The sequence below is a fragment of the Pseudarthrobacter sp. TAF60_1 genome (genome assembly GCF_052113505.1).
In the GTDB taxonomy this organism is placed as follows: Bacteria; Actinomycetota; Actinomycetes; order Actinomycetales; family Micrococcaceae; genus Arthrobacter.
The window spans coordinates 107,710-122,157 of sequence record NZ_JBFRDI010000016.1 but is presented as its reverse complement, the minus strand read 5'-3'; the positions used below and the strand labels follow the sequence as shown (position 1 = coordinate 122,157).

Annotated in this window: 17 protein-coding genes; 7 read left to right on the top strand and 10 right to left on the bottom strand. The window is 65.2% G+C overall.

Annotated features, from left to right (window positions below; all coding sequences use genetic code 11):
• Window positions 1-506 (top strand): DUF3618 domain-containing protein (locus AB4Y73_RS17165; protein ID WP_441873250.1); only part of this gene is annotated, 506 nt, incomplete at its 5' end.
• Between the two features lie 56 nt (window positions 507-562).
• Here the strand turns inward: AB4Y73_RS17165 and AB4Y73_RS17160 are convergent.
• A complete protein-coding gene (locus AB4Y73_RS17160) occupies window positions 563-874 on the bottom strand; it encodes a hypothetical protein (protein ID WP_441873248.1) in 312 nt (103 codons plus the stop codon).
• A 140-nt stretch (window positions 875-1,014) separates the two neighbouring features.
• Here AB4Y73_RS17160 and AB4Y73_RS17155 point away from each other — a divergent pair, with 140 nt between their 5' ends.
• On the top strand, window positions 1,015-1,617 hold the full coding sequence (locus AB4Y73_RS17155) for a TetR/AcrR family transcriptional regulator (protein WP_441873246.1): 603 nt from the start codon (window positions 1,015-1,017) through the stop codon (window positions 1,615-1,617).
• Between the two features lie 20 nt (window positions 1,618-1,637).
• Complete coding sequence (locus tag AB4Y73_RS17150; RefSeq protein WP_441873258.1) at window positions 1,638-2,600, top strand: DMT family transporter; 963 nt, start codon at window positions 1,638-1,640, stop codon at window positions 2,598-2,600.
• Here the strand turns inward: AB4Y73_RS17150 and AB4Y73_RS17145 are convergent.
• The 3 genes from AB4Y73_RS17145 to AB4Y73_RS17135 form a co-directional block, all read right to left on the bottom strand.
• On the bottom strand, window positions 2,535-2,879 hold the full coding sequence (locus AB4Y73_RS17145; RefSeq protein WP_441873244.1) for a DUF3846 domain-containing protein: 345 nt from the start codon (window positions 2,877-2,879) through the stop codon (window positions 2,535-2,537). The genes AB4Y73_RS17150 and AB4Y73_RS17145 overlap by 66 nt on opposite strands.
• 647 nt (window positions 2,880-3,526) lie before the next feature.
• On the bottom strand, window positions 3,527-4,264 hold the full coding sequence (locus AB4Y73_RS17140; RefSeq protein WP_441873242.1) for a GOLPH3/VPS74 family protein: 738 nt from the start codon (window positions 4,262-4,264) through the stop codon (window positions 3,527-3,529).
• A 99-nt stretch (window positions 4,265-4,363) separates the two neighbouring features.
• Window positions 4,364-5,143 carry an SDR family NAD(P)-dependent oxidoreductase gene (locus tag AB4Y73_RS17135; protein ID WP_441873256.1) on the bottom strand — a complete coding sequence of 260 codons (780 nt, stop codon included), beginning with the start codon at window positions 5,141-5,143 and terminating at the stop codon, window positions 4,364-4,366.
• A 131-nt stretch (window positions 5,144-5,274) separates the two neighbouring features.
• Between AB4Y73_RS17135 and AB4Y73_RS17130 the strand changes: the two genes are divergently transcribed.
• The 3 genes from AB4Y73_RS17130 (at window position 5,275) to AB4Y73_RS17120 (ending at window position 8,387) form a co-directional block, all read left to right on the top strand.
• The gene (locus tag AB4Y73_RS17130) at window positions 5,275-5,823 is read left to right on the top strand and encodes a TetR/AcrR family transcriptional regulator (RefSeq protein WP_441873240.1); all 549 of its coding nucleotides are present in this window, start codon (window positions 5,275-5,277) and stop codon (window positions 5,821-5,823) included.
• A 268-nt stretch (window positions 5,824-6,091) separates the two neighbouring features.
• Entirely contained in the window at window positions 6,092-6,445 is a 354-nt protein-coding gene (locus AB4Y73_RS17125) for a cupin domain-containing protein (protein WP_441873238.1), read from the top strand.
• Between the two features lie 67 nt (window positions 6,446-6,512).
• Window positions 6,513-8,387, top strand: coding sequence for a Na+/H+ antiporter (locus AB4Y73_RS17120; RefSeq protein WP_441873236.1), 1,875 nt, complete (start codon window positions 6,513-6,515; stop codon window positions 8,385-8,387).
• Window positions 8,388-8,391: 4 nt separating this feature from the next.
• Here AB4Y73_RS17120 and AB4Y73_RS17115 read toward each other — a convergent pair whose 3' ends face one another.
• The 3 genes from AB4Y73_RS17115 to AB4Y73_RS17105 all read right to left on the bottom strand — a co-directional run bounded on the left by AB4Y73_RS17115 (window position 8,392) and on the right by AB4Y73_RS17105 (window position 10,734).
• Window positions 8,392-9,576 (bottom strand): MFS transporter, encoded by a 1,185-nt coding sequence (locus tag AB4Y73_RS17115; RefSeq protein WP_441873234.1) that lies wholly within the window; start codon window positions 9,574-9,576, stop codon window positions 8,392-8,394.
• Window positions 9,573-10,238, bottom strand: a complete 666-nt coding sequence (locus tag AB4Y73_RS17110) for a GntR family transcriptional regulator (protein ID WP_441873232.1) — start codon at window positions 10,236-10,238, stop codon at window positions 9,573-9,575. The genes AB4Y73_RS17115 and AB4Y73_RS17110 overlap by 4 nt, the downstream gene beginning before the upstream one ends.
• Window positions 10,239-10,308: 70 nt before the next feature.
• The gene (locus tag AB4Y73_RS17105) at window positions 10,309-10,734 is read right to left on the bottom strand and encodes an ester cyclase (RefSeq protein WP_441873230.1); all 426 of its coding nucleotides are present in this window, start codon (window positions 10,732-10,734) and stop codon (window positions 10,309-10,311) included.
• A gap of 167 nt (window positions 10,735-10,901) precedes the next feature.
• On the opposite strand from AB4Y73_RS17105, the gene AB4Y73_RS17100 reads away from it, so the two are divergent.
• Window positions 10,902-11,225: a hypothetical protein gene (locus AB4Y73_RS17100; RefSeq protein WP_441873228.1), complete on the top strand. Its 324-nt coding sequence runs from the start codon at window positions 10,902-10,904 to the stop codon at window positions 11,223-11,225.
• A gap of 94 nt (window positions 11,226-11,319) precedes the next feature.
• Here the strand turns inward: AB4Y73_RS17100 and AB4Y73_RS17095 are convergent, their stop codons facing one another.
• The 3 genes from AB4Y73_RS17095 to AB4Y73_RS17085 form a co-directional block, all read right to left on the bottom strand.
• Entirely contained in the window at window positions 11,320-11,763 is a 444-nt protein-coding gene (locus AB4Y73_RS17095; RefSeq protein WP_441873226.1) for an acyl-CoA thioesterase, read from the bottom strand.
• Between the two features lie 190 nt (window positions 11,764-11,953).
• Complete coding sequence (gene arfA / locus AB4Y73_RS17090; protein ID WP_441873224.1) at window positions 11,954-13,492, bottom strand: arabinosylfuranosidase ArfA; 1,539 nt, start codon at window positions 13,490-13,492, stop codon at window positions 11,954-11,956.
• 49 nt (window positions 13,493-13,541) lie between these two features.
• A complete protein-coding gene (locus AB4Y73_RS17085) occupies window positions 13,542-14,447 on the bottom strand; it encodes a carbohydrate ABC transporter permease (RefSeq protein ID WP_441873222.1) in 906 nt (301 codons plus the stop codon).
• Between the last annotated feature and the right edge of the window lies 1 nt (window position 14,448).

The following is a 14,448-nucleotide window of genomic DNA, read 5'->3' as shown; positions in this document are numbered from 1 at the left end:
GAGTGAAGGAAAAAGTCATGGGAACCAACGACACCACACCCGCCTACACCAACGCCTACACCGGCCAGCGCGCGGGCCAGGGAACCAGTGCCGGGGACACCCTGCACAACGCCACCGACACCGTCTCGGCAAAATTCAGCGACGCAGGCCAGGCCATCGGCGACGCCCCGCACCAGGTCAAAGCCAAAACCCAGGGCAACCCCATGGCAGCAGGCCTGATCGCGTTCGGCGCCGGACTGCTCCTGTCCTCGCTGATCCCCGCCAGCGAAAAGGAACGCGAAGCAGCCGACGCCCTCAAAACCGCGGCCGAACCCATGACCACCGAGCTGACCGAAGCCGCCAAAGACATGGCCCAAGGCCTCAAGGAACCAGCCCGAGAAGCCATGGAAAACGTCAAGGCAACCGCCACCGACGCAGCCCAAAACGTCAAAGCCGAAGGCCAGGTAGCCGCAGCCGACGTCAAAGACCGCGCCACCGACGCCAAGGACAACGTCCAAAACACGTAAGCCCAGCTGGCGCACGCCGGGGCCGTCCTTCCACTGGAAGGGCGGCCCCGGCTCGTTTATTTCTCGTCCGGGGACGCTTGATCCTCGGCGACCACCTGGTTGGCGATCAGGTCCACGCGGTCTGCGGCGGTCAACTTGTCATCGTCCTGGATAGCGGCAACGTCCTGGCTGCCTTCCGGCCCAGGTTCGGAAACCTCGTCAGGATGCGGATCGTCCTTGTGGCGGGCTTCCTGGAGATGGTGCTCCAGCTTTTCCTCCGCGTCGCGGCGGCGTTGACCCACAGTCCGCATCTGCTGCGTCGTAGGCGCCACATGCGCGTGCTGGTGCGGGCCATGGTCCTGGATGCCGTCAACGTTATCTTCATTCATAAGGAAATCGTCCCACCGTATGCCAGCGCCGGGAAGCGCGTCTCACGCTGAAGGACGACGGCGGGAGGTCGCCGTCGTGCATTTCTCCTGCAAAGTAGGTAGACTGATCTACCTACCCAACCAGGGATCGGGGACCGGCCATGATGGCAAAACAAGTAGCAACGGCAACCCGCCCTTCCCGGCGGCCCGCCAGGGAGGCGCTGCTGGAAGCGGCGGCCAGGCGGTTCTACGCCCATGGCCTGACCGGCACAGGCATCGACGCCATCACGGCCGAGGCCGGTGTGGCCAAGAAGAGCCTGTACAACAACTTCGCGTCGAAGGCGGACCTGGTCACCGCCTACCTGTACGCGCGGCATGAGGAATGGCTCGGGCTCTACCGGGCGAGGCTGGAAAAGGCGGCCACTCCGAAGGACCGCGTGCTTGCCGTCTTTGATGCCTACGCCGACCACGCCGATCTGGCATACGAGCATGGCTTCCGTGGCTGCGGCCTGCTGAACGCGGCCGCGGAACTGCCCGCCGATGACCCCGGCCGCACAGTGGTCCGCCGGCACAAAGAAGAGGTGGAGGCGTTGCTGGCCGGGCATCTGGCTGAACTGCCTGGCCCGTCCGGGCAGACCGCTCCCCTCGCCCGGCATCTGGCCTTCCTCCTTGAGGGTTCCATGGTCCGCGCCGGCCTGGAAGGTGACGACCGCTGCGTCCTGGAAGCCCGTGGAATTGCGGCCGGCCTGTTGGACAGCCTGTGAGGACGGCTCGTTTCCACGGGATGACGTGGGGTGCGCTGTTTGTGCTGGCCGCGTCTGTCCTGTGGGGAACCACGGGGACGGCGGCCACTTTCGCGCCGGATGTGAGCCCGCTGGCGATCGGGGCGGCGGCCATGGGTTTCGGCGGCCTGCTTCAGGCGGCGATTGCGGCACGACCCATGAAGGCTTTCGGTTCAAGCCTGCAGAGCCAGTGGCGCACGATTGCACTGGGCGCACTGGCCGTCGCTCTCTACCCGCTGGCCTTTTACTCTTCGATGCATCTGGCCGGCGTGGCCGTGGGGACGGTGGTGTCCATCGGCTCGGCTCCGTTGGCGTCTGCCGTCATTGAACGCGTGGTGGACAAGCGGCCGTTCACGCGCCGCTGGGTTGGCGGTGCGGTTCTCGGTGTGGTTGGTGCGGCGCTCCTGTGCGTCGCGGACGACGGCAAGGCTGATTCCGCCGTGGCTGCGGCGCCGGGATGGTCCACTCCGGCGGGCATCTCGCTGGGGCTTCTGGCCGGACTGACATACGCCCTCTATTCATGGGCGGCGCACCGCGTTATTAAAACAGGCGTGCCATCACGAGCGGTCATGGGGGCTATCTTCGGGACCGGCGGACTGCTGCTCATGCCGGTACTGGCGGCCACCGGGGCGCCGATCGTCGCATCCTGGCAGAACGAGGCGGTGGCCGCCTACATGGCCGCGGTACCCATGTTCGCCGGTTATGTTTTGTTCGGGTGGGGCCTGGCCCGGGTCCGCGCCAGCACGGCCACCACCCTGTCCCTGGCGGAGACAGTAGTAGCGGCCGTCCTCGCTGTGGCGGTGGTGGGCGAACGCCTACCTGCGCTGGGCTGGCTTGGCGCCGCGATGATCGCGGCCAGTCTGTTCGTTCTGACGCTTCCGGCGCCGCGGGGTCGGAAGCTACGCAGCCAGGGGCGCGTCGAAGAGCTCCTCGGCAAGACGGATCAGGTGGCCCGGGGCGTCTGATTCGTGCCCGCGCGGCCCGTGACCGAGGAACACCGCCGTCCCGTTGAGGGTGTCGTCCAGGGAAATGCCTGCTTCGCGGGCGAGCACTTCCGCCCGCATGTTCTGGGGCAGGCGGCTTCCCTCATCGTTCAGATAGACGTGCCAGTCCCTGCTGGTGATGGACTCGATATTCCCTGCCACCAGCTTCTGCAGTGCTTCCATGTCCGTGTCCACGGTTTCGATGCGCACCGGTTGCGTGAGGTGGGCAGGGACGATCAGGGCGTTATAGGTGGTGTTCATGGTCTGGTCCTTGTGACTGAAACGACGATCTCAGTTGCGGCCTCAAGTGGCGGCGAGAAGTGGGTGGCGGGCAGCCAACCGGGTCTAGGAGTGTCGCAGTCGGCTGCCCGCGGTATATCAGCGCTGGTTTTTGCGCGGCTTTATGAACTGAATGTCGCTAGTTTCGCTTTTAGCTCTTTTTTCGGCTCGCTTTTCGAGAATTGACTTTCCAGCTTTTTTGACGCTACCGCTCTTGGGCGATTTCCCCGACAATGGAATTCCACCTTTCTATCCTGTGTGTCTACCCGATACCATACACACTTATATTTTTTATGCCAGTTCCCCGAAGAAGCCCGCAGGAGGGTATGAATGGCTCCCTGTAGCGCCTACCCTGGCTTTGCCGGGATCCCTACCGTGATTTCCGTCGGCGTTAGGTGGCCGCCATCACGGAATTAGTCAATCCGGGCACATACGCCTAATGGGAAATGCGTCTGCAATTTTTCTGCTGCGCAGAAAGGCAAATCCCGCCGCATGCGAAGTCCAACTGGAAAAAGTCGCTGAGCACAGCGCCGAGGTGAATGCGACGGCGGCCGGAACTTCCCGCCGTCGTCCGTTAGTGTTTATTTGCAGGGCGGGTTACTGAGCCGGGAGGCTGCCTCTGCAAAACATCACAACGTCGCGGCTTCCTGCTCCGCCAGCCGGATCATCCGAAGTTCATCCTCCACGGCGCGGGACGGCCAGTAGTCCTTCGCCAGCTCATCCGCCCGGGTGAGATCAGCTGTGGGGAAAAGCTTTCCAAGCAGTCCGGCCACCTGAAGCAGGGCGATCAGCACGATGGTCCTGGCATCGGGCGCCTTGGAACCGGGCTTTGCAACGGGGGCATCGGCTTGAGGTGCCCCCGCAACGGCGGCATCGATCGGAGCCGTGGTATCGGGCACCTCAAGATGGGACGGTGGACCGCTGAGTGCCGCCTTGATCTTTTCCAGGAGCGCTGCCTCCGGGCCATGGTTCTTCTCGGGGTACCGCACGGCCCGGAACCGGCCCAGGTGCTTTTCACCCACATGCTCCACAATGCCCAAGGACACCATGTCCTCGTAGACGCGCTGCACTTCGGCGCGTCCCTCCAAGATGGAGACCCACCTCTTTGGACTGTGCGGCCGGGACTTGCCCCGGATGACTTCCAGCTCGCGCTGGAGGGCTGTTGCCGGGGTGCCGGTCGCTATGACGCGCTTCCCACGCAGCTCGATCGCGCCTAGCAGGTCCAGTTCGGCAAGGATGGCCCCAGCCACCGTGGTTCTGAGTGCGAACACCGGCACCTCGGGTTTGCCGGTGGTGTCGTTCGTTGCCAGAAGGAGAAAAGCCTGGGGAAGGTTAAGTTCCACCGTTTGAGGTGTTTCAGCGTTCATACGATCATGGTGGCCCTGTTGGTGGGCGACCACAATGGGGACTTGAACGGGCGACGGCGGGACGTCCCGCCGTCGTCCTCTTCCGTTGGTGCTGCTCCCCTACAGCGCCGACCAGCCGCCGTCGGACGCGAGGATGGCGCCGTTGACGTTGGTGCCGTCGTCGCTGAGCAGGAAGGTGATGGACGCGGCGAGCTGCGCGGCCGTGGCGGGCGTGGGGATGTTGGCCTGCATCAGCGGGCCAAGGCGTTCGGCGGCCAGCTGGGATCCCCAGTCGGCAACAATGTTGGTGATCGTGGCGCCCGGAGCCACGGCGTTGAAGCGCAGGCCCTTGGGCCCGTACATCACGGCCGAGTTCTTGGTCAGGCCCACCACGGCATGCTTCGACGCGGTGTAGGCGGCGCCGGCGGCGGAACCCCGGAGGCCCGCCTCGGAGGCGACGTTGACCACGGAGCCGGTGCCGGCGTCAAGCATCAGGGGCACCACGGCGCGGGTGAGGCGCATGAGGGCCGTGACGTTGATCCGGAAAACCCGGTCCCAGGTCTCATCGTCCACGTCGTGGATGGGCGCGAACTTGTCCATGATGCCGGCGATGTTCGCCAGGGCATCCACGCGACCGCCGGCGGCGGCGACGACGGCGGCCACTGTCTCTTCGGTGGAGATGTCGCCCGCCACGGGGACCAGGTCCAGCCCGGCGTTTTCTTCCACGAGGGTGTCCAGGCGTTCCTTGCTGATGTCGGCGGCGATGACGCGGCCGCCTTCCTTGGCGACCCGCAGGGCGGTGGCTTGGCCGATGCCCGAGCCGGCCCCCGTGACGATGACCGTCTTGCCGGCAAACCTGCCGCTGGTGGTGACTTCCTGCCATGAAGCTTCGGTGCCCATGATGTCCTTCCAGACGCTGCTTATCGTGATGTAATCCACCTTATGACACACTGTGTCATTATGTAAGGGTGAAGAATGGGATGCCGTCGGAGGCGGATGGGACGGACACTCCGCGGCCCGCGGGGCGTCCGGTGACGATCGACCCCGACGCCGTGGCCGCCGTCGCGCTGCGGCTGTTCGCCGAGCGCGGCTATGAGCCGACCTCCATGGCGGACATTGCGCGCGAGGCGGGAATCGGCCGCAAGAGCCTCTACCGGTACTTCTCCAGCAAAGCCGAGCTCATCTGGGGCGGCATGGAGCCGGTGGTCGAGGCCTCCGGCCGGGTTTTGGATTCCGCCCGCACTGCCGGAACGTCCGACGGCGGCGTGCCGGCAGGGCTGCGCGAGGCGGCGGTTGCGGGGGCTGCTGCGATTCCGGATTTGGCCGTGACGCGCGGGCGGCTGCGGCTGATCGCAGAGCACCCCGAACTGGCCAGCCGAAGCTACGAATCCCTGGCGCCGCAGCGCGAGCGGGCCCGTGCATATCTGGTTTCGGCCGGGGTGGGCGAGGACGTTGCCGGGTATTTGTGTGCCGCGTACCTTGGGGCGACCTTTGAGGCTTGGATGCAGTGGGCCGCGGGAACGGATCCTGACCCGGTGCCGTATTTGCTGGCGGCGATTGGCGTGCTGCAGGTGCCCTGAGATCCGGGCAGTGTGGCGCGGCACCAATAGGTTTCGACGCCGCAAAGACGGACATCATGTCGATCGCCAGCGCGACGGCATAGCCTGCGTAGAAGCAAACCCTGGTGGCGAGATTCCCGGTGGTTCCGGTGAAGGCGCGCACGGAGAACTCATAGACCAGGTACTTGAGCCCTACGATGGTGGGCGGTGCAATACCGCAGTACCGCTCCACGCACCGTCATTCCCCCCACAGGCATGGAGTCAGTATGGCATCCGAAGGAAGGTAGCCATGGCAAAACCAGAGGTCGAATTTACCGCCACTTCATCCGTTGAGTTCAGGCCCTGCAGCCCGCCAATCGATGGACTCTGGGAAGCGGTCCTGGCACGCGATGACGCGAACGGCGCCGTCACGCGCATCCTGAAGTTTGACCCCGGAACGGACACTTCCCCGGTCGGTGTGCTCACCCATGACTTCTGGGAAGAAATCTTCATCATCGAGGGTTCCGTGACCGATCTGCGGCTGAACCAAACGTTCAGCTCGGGCGATTGGGCAGTGCGGCCTCCGGGCATGGAACACGGCCCCTGGGTGTCCGAGCACGGTGCCAGGATGTTCGAAGTGCGGTACTACCAGAACCGTGATTAGCGGACGACGGCGGGACCTCCCGCCGTCGTAACGGGTTCGAACGCCGCGGGCCTGAGACAATGGCCCAATGGAGATCGCACTGGGACTTCTGGTTCTCGTCGCGGTGGTCTGCGCGGGCAGCGCCCTGGGCCGGAAACTCAACATTTCGGTTCCGCTACTGCTGGTGCTGGCCGGCGTCGCCGGTTCCTTCCTCCCCTTCGTTCCGAACGTTGAGCTGAACCCGGAATTGGTCCTGGTGGGCCTGTTGCCGCCGCTGCTGTACGCCGCTGCGCTGCGGACCTCCCTCTTCGATTTCGGCTCCAACCGCCGCGCCATCGGGCTGCTCTCGGTGGGCTATGTCATTTTCGGGACCATCACGGTGGGTTTGGTGGTGTGGTGGCTGTTCCCGGAGATCCCGCTGGCGGCCGCGATCGCCCTCGGCGCCGTGGTGGCACCGCCGGATGCAGTGGCGGCGACGGCCATTGCCCGGAAGGTGCGGATGCCGCGGCGGATCGTCACCATTCTTGAGGGCGAATCCCTGGTCAACGACGCCACGGCCCTTATCTGCCTCCGCGCCGCAATCGCCGCCATCTCAGGCACGGTATCCGTTGCCGGGATCGCCGGGGACTTCGTGCTCGCCGTCGGGGGCGGGCTGGTGGTGGGCATGGCCGCCGCCTATGTCCTGACCGAGCTCCGCAAGCGGATCCGGAACGTTGCCATCAATACCTCAACGTCGCTGATAGCGCCGCTCGTGGCGTACCTGCCCGCGGAGGCGATCCACGCGTCCGGTGTCCTCGCCGTCGTCGTGACCGGACTGGTGATGGGCACGAAGGCGCCGTCCATGCCCAACGGGGCCGCCCGGCTCAGCCAGCGCAGCAATTGGAACACGGTGCAGTTCCTGCTGGAAAACTCCGTCTTTCTCCTGATCGGGCTGCAGGTGCGGTCCATCATCGAGGGCGTGCAGGACGATTCCCTCGGCGCCGGCCGGATCTGGGCCGGCTGCGCGTTAATCCTGCTGGCGGTGCTGGTGCTCCGTCCCGTGTGGGTGTTCCCGGCGACCTACCTGCCCCGGCTGATTCCGGCGGTGCGGCGGAACGATCCTGCGCCGCAGTGGCAGTTCCCGGCGATTGTCTCCTGGGCAGGGATGCGGGGCGTGGTCACCCTGGCCGCGGTGCTGGTCCTGCCCGCGGATCTGGAGCACCGTTCCGTGCTGATTCTCGCTGCCTTGGTGGTGGTGGGCGGCACGCTGACGCTGCAGGGCTTCACGCTTCCAGCCCTGGTCCGCCTCCTGCGGATCCCGGGCCCGGACCAGCGCGAGGACGCGCTGAACCAGGCTTCGCTGATGCAGCAGGCCACCGCCGCCGGCGTGGCCCGCCTGCAGGAACTGCGCACGGACGACGATCCGCCGGAGGTTGTGGCCATGCTGAAACGGCGCACCCAGGAGCGCGGGTTGGCCGCCTGGGAACGGCTGGGCCGGCCGGCCGCGGAAACGGCGACACCCAGCGAGCGCTACGCCCGGTTGCGGCTTGCCATGCTGGAAGCCGAACGGGCCAAGGTGCTGGAGCTGCGGCGCGGGGGCGAATATGCGCAGGAGGTCCTCAGTGCCGTCCTCGACCGGCTGGACGTCGAGGAGTCCATGTTGGACGTCTCGCTCGACGAGGTGGACACCTCCGGCGAGGGAGGCGGGGAAGGGATCGCGAGGCCCGGCGGGGTCTGCGGCCACCTCGAGTCGGCCCGGTCCCCGGAGGTGCCCGCGGACGCGTTCTGCGCGGACTGCCTCAGGGAGGGTACGACGTCGGTGCATCTGAGGATGTGCCTGCGGTGCGGCAAAGTGGGGTGCTGTGATTCCTCGCCCGGCACCCACGCTTCCAAGCACTTTGAAGTGACCGGGCACCCGGTCATGCGGAGCATCGAGCCGGACGAGGACTGGCGCTGGTGCTACCAGGACGACCTGCTGGGGTGAGAGCCTAGCCGTCCAGGCGCACGCCGCGGAGCAGCAGGAGCGTCCCGCCCACCACCACTGCTGACGCCAGGAAAACCCCTCCTGCGCCAAGCCCTGCCGCCACCACGCCGATGGCGCTGGGCAGCACCACCTGGCCTACCCTGTTGCCTGCCAGCCGCAAGGCCAGCGCCCGGCCGCGCTGCCCCGCCGGAGCCTGCGCGGAAAGCCAGGACATGGTGAGGGGTTGTCCGATACCGAGCCCCAAACCCAGCACAGCCATGACCACAAACAGCAGCCACGCCGGCATCGAAACTGCGGCCGCGGAAAGGGCGACTGTGGACAGCGCAAGGCTGAACACCATCAGGCGCATGCGCCCCAGCTTCCGGGACATCTGCCCCAACACGAGCCGGGAAACCATGGAGAACACGGCGCGGGTGGTGAGCATCAGGCCCACCGTTGCCGCAGTGAGCCCGCGCTCGGCGCCAAGTGCGGGGAGGTAGACCATGGTCAGGTCCACCACGGCCAGGACGGTGGCGCTGGTGGCCACAGCCCGGGCGACGCCGGGTGTCTTCAGCAGCGAAAGAACGCTGCCTTGGCCGCCATCACCGTCACCTACAACCGCATTCCTGTTGCCGCCGCTGACTTTGGCCGAGATGCCGAAAGTGGTCGCGAAAAGCACCAGGCTCATGCAGGCGGAGAGGAAGAAGATCGCCTGAGTGTCGGGGCGGACGGTGGCGCCTCCCACAAGGGAAATCGCCAACGGCCCCAGGGCCTGCCCCAGCGAGGCGGCGAAGGTCAGGTAGCCGAAGGCGGAGTCCATCCTGGTTGAGGCGGCGTTGTTGGCCACGACGGCCTGTTGCCCCACGACGCAGGCAAGCTGCCCGGCGCCGAGGAGAGCGGTTCCGATGACCAGGGTGATGATGGATGATCCCCACAGCAGCAGGAAGATCGAGCAGGCAAGAACGACGGCGGATCCGATAGCCATCAGCCGGCGCTCGCCCAGGCGGTCCACCAGTCCGCCCGTGGGGACCGCGAGCAGGAGGGGAAAGACGGCGTAGCTGGCGGCGAGCAGACCCAGCGCGAAAGCGGGCACATCCAGCTCAAGCGCCCGGTACGTGGCGGCGGGACGGACCAGGAAGGTGACGGCCTGGATCAGGGCGGAGTGCGTGAGGAGGGCTGTGGCAGAGCGGCGGCCGAGTTCACCAATCATGCGGTGTGGAGGCTGTTGCCCGTGATGGCACGCAGCGCCGCATCCCGGGCTCCGATGACGTGATCGAAGGCGAGCTTGGCGGCTTTTTCCGGGTTACCGGCGGCCACCGCGTCCACCAGGATCCTGTGCTGTGCCAAGGCCTGGTCCCGCCGTTGCTGCGTGCTGTTGGTGAAGTGGCGGTAGCGCTCCATCTGGCTGGAGACCTGGTCATGAAACCGCCGGGCCCACGAATTCCCCGCGATCCCGGCGATCTTTGCGTGCAGCGCCATGCCCTGTTTCATGGCTTCATCGGCAAACTTCACCATGGCGGCGTTCCGCTCAAGAATGCCGTTGAGCGCTTCAATGTCGGCGGCCGTCGCCTTCACGCACGCCTGGCGTGCCATCAGCGATTCCAGCGCCGCCCGCACCTCGTACAGCTCGGAAATTACTGCCTCATCCAGGACCGGCACCAGCACGCCCCCGGTAGGTTGCTGTTCCAGCAGGCTCTCCGAAATGAGCCCCCGGATGGCCTCCCGCAGCGGCGTGCGGCTCACCCGCAGCGCCTCAGCCATTGCCGGTTCATAGATGCGCGCCCCGGGCTTCAGCTCAAGGCTCAGGATCTGCCGCTTCAGCTCCGCGTAGACAACGTGTGCCCCGGTGTTCCGGGACGGTGAATCTGCCATGTGGTGACCTCCGCGTCCATCATACTTGTATACATCTATACAAGTACGCGCTGGACGTGAGCCCCGTCAGCTAGCCTCCTGGCATTTGGATCACGCCGAGTTGCTGCATCAGTCCGAGGTCGTCCCTGGCTGACCAGTGCTCAGCGATCCTTCCGTTCTGGATCCGGTGGATTGCGACGGCCGTCTCCCGCAACTCGGCGCCTGTCGGAGCCATGGGCCCGGGGAGTTCACCTTCATGCCTGCCGGTGGCGGTCAGTCTGGTGACCACTTTGTCCCCTTCGGCGACCTGGTCATCGATCTGGTGGGTGCCCGGCGTCGCCGTCCAGAAGATGCGGAAGGCCTGTTTCAGGCCTTCCCGTCCTGCCGGCAGCCCAGGAAATGGCGGATTGTGGTCAAGGTAGTCCTCGGCGACCACGTCATCCATGGCATCGACGTCCCCGGCGTCAATCGCTGCGTAGAAGCGCCGCACGAGCGCTTTGTTATCGTCTGTTTCCACGGGTCGGCCTTCCGTTAGTACACGGAGTTCTTCCTCGGACCGGCTCAGCTGTGCGGGCAGTTCAAGTGTCCCGTGGGAGGCCAGTTTAAGCCCGTCGGAAGGTCCATGATAGGTCCACCAGGCCTAAGCTGATAGCAGCACGTCTCTTCCAGGCCGGGGAGGTCATCATGGACGCGGAAACCGCCGAAGTGACAGGTCATGATGTCACCACCATCACCTGCTTGTGCGGGAACACCGTCAGCAAGGACGGTTTGATTCAGGCCAACTCAGAAGGCGTCCCCGTCCACATCGGAGAGAACACTCCGGTTCCCGCCGAACTGGCGGCATGGCCTGCCGACGAGGACCTCTACACGCTGTGCCCCGCATGCGGCCGCGTATACCGCGACGCGGTTATCGAAGAGACAGGGACCGCGCCCGTGGCTTTTCGAGTTGACGTCGCGGCCGGTCCAATTGTCGAGGCCATCCGCGCGCACTGGAACCTCAGTAGCTGACGCGTCGGACTCCCCTTTAAGGGCAAAAGGTGAGCGGACGACGGCGGTGCCTCCGCCGTCGTCCGATCACTTGGCTAGTTCAATAGGGGCGCGGCTACCCCGCCACCGGCGCCTTCTCGGCGTACCGCGCGAGGTAGGCGGTCTCAGCGGCGGTGAGTTTCCGCGGGCGGTTGGACCCAACGTCCAGCGGGACCACCACCGTGGTGCCAGTGAAGGCGGCGGCACCCTGCTGGATCCCGGTATGGCGGACGGTGAAGGATCCGTTGCCCACCCTGGAAATGTCGAGCACCAGCGTGAGCTCATCCTCGTAGCTGACGGGCATTTTGTACTCAACGTTCAGGGAGGCCACCACCTTGGGGCACCGGAACGAGTCCAGCCCGTCAGCGGCTGCGTCAATGTTCAGCCACCGCACGCGCGCCTCCTCCATCAAGGTCACGATGCGGGCGTTGTTGATGTGCCCGTTGACGTCCTGATCGGACCAGCGGAGAGGCACGACCATCTCGAAACGCTCATGCATGCCGGCCGCCGATAATGCCATTTTGCATGGCTGAAGTGATGAACAACTGGTCTGTTCCTCTCGACGTCTGAGTGAGTTCGCTCGTACAACCTTCCCAGCGCGAATTAGAAACCTCCAACATGCAGTCGGCATCCTGAACGGCCACGTGCCGCTCGGCGGACGACGACGGGACCTCCCGCAGTCGTCCGCCCCTAGTTGGCGCGGGATTCAGTCAATTCTTGACGACGTCCAGCTCAACCACAGCCCAGGACAGGGCGGGCAGTGTCAGGCGCAGCTCTGATCCGCTCGCCTTGACGCCTTGCAGCGCCGTCAGACCAACGCGGCTAGGCAGGTCCTGGGTGTTGATGGTGAAGCGGTCGCCGTCCTCGGGAATCTGGAGGACCTCGGCACGGAGCACCTGGCGGGCATCGAAACCGCGCAGCGCAGCCTCCACGTCGGCAGCTTCTTCCAGTCCGCGGTTCGCGAAGAACAGAGCCACCCGGCCGGTTTCCTCGTTCCACGTGGCGCTGACGTCCACTAGGTCGGTGCCGCCGAAGCGTGCGTTCTCGTACTTGTCCGAATCCACGGACAGCCGCAGAATCTGTCCCTTGGCCAGCTCCGCCATCCGCGCGAACGGGTGGAAGATGGTCTGTTTCCAGGCTGGCCCGTTCTCCTCCGAAAAGATCGGGGCGATCACGTTGACCAGCTGTGCCTGGTTGGCAATCTTGACACGGTCGCCGTGCCGGAGCAGCGAGTTGAGGAGCGTTCCAACCACCACGGCATCGGTCACGTTGTACTTGTCCTCGATGACGCGGGGGTGCTCGCGCCAGCCGACATTGGCCACATTGTGTGGCTGGTCCTCGGTGTCCAGGCCCCGCTGGTACCAAACGTTCCACTCGTCGAAGGATAGGTTGACGTGCTTCTTGTGTTTGCCCTTGGCCCGCACAGCGTCCGCGGTGGCTATCACCGACTCGATGAAGTAGTCAGTATCGACGGCGGAAGCCAGGAAGCTGCCCACGTCACCTTCGTGCTCCTGGTAGTACGCGTGAAGGGAAACGTAGTCCACCTCCTCGTAGGCATGGGTGAGGACGGTCTGCTCCCAGTCGCCGAACGTCGGCATGCTGGAGCTGGAACTTCCGCAGGCCACCAGTTCGATGTCCGGGTCGACAAAGCGCATCGCCTTGGCGGCTTCCTGCGCGAGGCGGCCGTACTCCTCCGCGGTCTTGTGGCCGATCTGCCATGGCCCGTCCATCTCGTTGCCGAGGCACCAAAGCTTGATGTTGAACGAATCCTTATGGCCGTTCTTGGCGCGGAGGTCGGACCAGTAGGTGCCGCCGGGATGGTTGGCGTATTCCACGATCTCGCGTGCCGCGTCCACTCCCCTGGTGCCCAGGTTGATGGCTTCCATGATTTCCGTACCGGCCTGGCGGGACCAGTCCACAAATTCGTGCAGGCCGAACGCGTTGGTTTCCACGGTGTGCCAGGCGCCGTCCAGGCGCCTGGGCCTGCCTTCCTTCGGGCCGATGCCGTCTTCCCAGTTATAGCCGGAGACGAAGTTGCCGCCGGGGTACCGGATGACGGTGGCACCCAGTTCCTTGACGAGCTTCATGACGTCCTGGCGGAAGCCGTTTTCGTCGGCCTCAGGGTGGCCGGGTTCGTAGATGCCGGTGTAGACACAGCGGCCCATGTGTTCCACGAAGGAGCCGAAGAGCCGGCGGGGTACCTCGCCGATGGTGAAGTCGCGGTCGAGGGTGATGCGTGCGCGGGACATGTATCTCCTTGGTTGTGTTCTGAAACTGTTGGTCAGCGGAAGTGCCGGGTCAGGTGCCGGCGAGTCCCGTCGTCGCAACGCCCTTGATGATCTGGCGCTGGAAGAACAGGAAGACGAGGATGAGCGGCAGAGCAGCGAGCAGCGCGGACGCCATGTTCTGCGCGTACTGGATGCCGTAGGCGCTCTTGATGGTCTGGAGGCCCACCGGGAGGGTCAGCAGATTGCCGTCGTTGGTGGCGATGAAAGGCCATAGGAAGTTGTTCCACGCACCGATGAACACAAAGATCGCGACGGCGGCCAGGATGGGCCGGGACAACGGCAGGATGATCTGGGTGAAGATCCGCAGGCGGCTGGCGCCGTCCATCACGGCGGCTTCCTCGAGCTCACGGGGGATCTGGTCGAAGAACTTCTTCAGGACGAACACCATGGCGGGGTGGATGACCTGCGGCAGGATGATGGCCCACGAGGTATCGATCAGGTTCAGCGCAAGCATTTGGTAGAAGAGCGGGATGATCAGCACGGGCGGCGGGATGATGATGGAGGCAATGATCACCGTCATCAGCACCTTCTTGCCTTTGAAGTCGATGCGGGACAGGGCGTATGCAACCAACGCCGAGATGACCAGCGTGATGGCCGTAATAGCCGCCGAAGTGTGCAGCGAGTTCCAGGTCCAGAGCGGGATGTTGCCGTCCTGGAACACCTTGGCGAACGCGTCAAAGGTAAAGCCCGACGGCGGCACCCAGCTGACGCTCGGAGCGGCGGCATCCGTCTCGGACTTGAACGCGGTGACGGTGGCCCACGCGAAGGGGATCAGCCAGAGGACCGCGATCAAGGCCGCGACGACGATTGCGGCGATCCTGCCGACGGTCGGCTTCTTGCGTGGCTGACGGATGGTCAGGGCGGCGTTGGCGGCCGCGGTTCCGGACGTGCGGCGGGTGAGGGTGGGGGTTGCCATG

Excerpts from the sequence above, each read along its gene's own strand:
- AB4Y73_RS17120 (WP_441873236.1), top strand. The coding sequence starts at position 6,513 with ATGGAGATCGCACTGGGACTTCTGGTTCTCGTCGCGGTGGTCTGCGCG.
- AB4Y73_RS17125 (WP_441873238.1), top strand. The coding sequence starts at position 6,092 with ATGGCAAAACCAGAGGTCGAATTTACCGCCACTTCATCCGTTGAGTTC.
- AB4Y73_RS17100 (WP_441873228.1), top strand. The coding sequence starts at position 10,902 with ATGGACGCGGAAACCGCCGAAGTGACAGGTCATGATGTCACCACCATC.
- arfA (WP_441873224.1), bottom strand. The coding sequence starts at position 13,492 with ATGTCCCGCGCACGCATCACCCTCGACCGCGACTTCACCATCGGCGAG.
- AB4Y73_RS17150 (WP_441873258.1), top strand. The coding sequence starts at position 1,638 with ATGACGTGGGGTGCGCTGTTTGTGCTGGCCGCGTCTGTCCTGTGGGGA.
- AB4Y73_RS17095 (WP_441873226.1), bottom strand. The coding sequence starts at position 11,763 with ATGGCATTATCGGCGGCCGGCATGCATGAGCGTTTCGAGATGGTCGTG.
- AB4Y73_RS17110 (WP_441873232.1), bottom strand. The coding sequence starts at position 10,238 with ATGGCAGATTCACCGTCCCGGAACACCGGGGCACACGTTGTCTACGCG.
- AB4Y73_RS17155 (WP_441873246.1), top strand. The coding sequence starts at position 1,015 with ATGATGGCAAAACAAGTAGCAACGGCAACCCGCCCTTCCCGGCGGCCC.
- AB4Y73_RS17115 (WP_441873234.1), bottom strand. The coding sequence starts at position 9,576 with ATGATTGGTGAACTCGGCCGCCGCTCTGCCACAGCCCTCCTCACGCAC.
- AB4Y73_RS17085 (WP_441873222.1), bottom strand. The coding sequence starts at position 14,447 with ATGGCAACCCCCACCCTCACCCGCCGCACGTCCGGAACCGCGGCCGCC.
- AB4Y73_RS17140 (WP_441873242.1), bottom strand. The coding sequence starts at position 4,264 with ATGAACGCTGAAACACCTCAAACGGTGGAACTTAACCTTCCCCAGGCT.
- AB4Y73_RS17160 (WP_441873248.1), bottom strand. The coding sequence starts at position 874 with ATGAATGAAGATAACGTTGACGGCATCCAGGACCATGGCCCGCACCAG.
- AB4Y73_RS17135 (WP_441873256.1), bottom strand. The coding sequence starts at position 5,143 with ATGGGCACCGAAGCTTCATGGCAGGAAGTCACCACCAGCGGCAGGTTT.
- AB4Y73_RS17145 (WP_441873244.1), bottom strand. The coding sequence starts at position 2,879 with ATGAACACCACCTATAACGCCCTGATCGTCCCTGCCCACCTCACGCAA.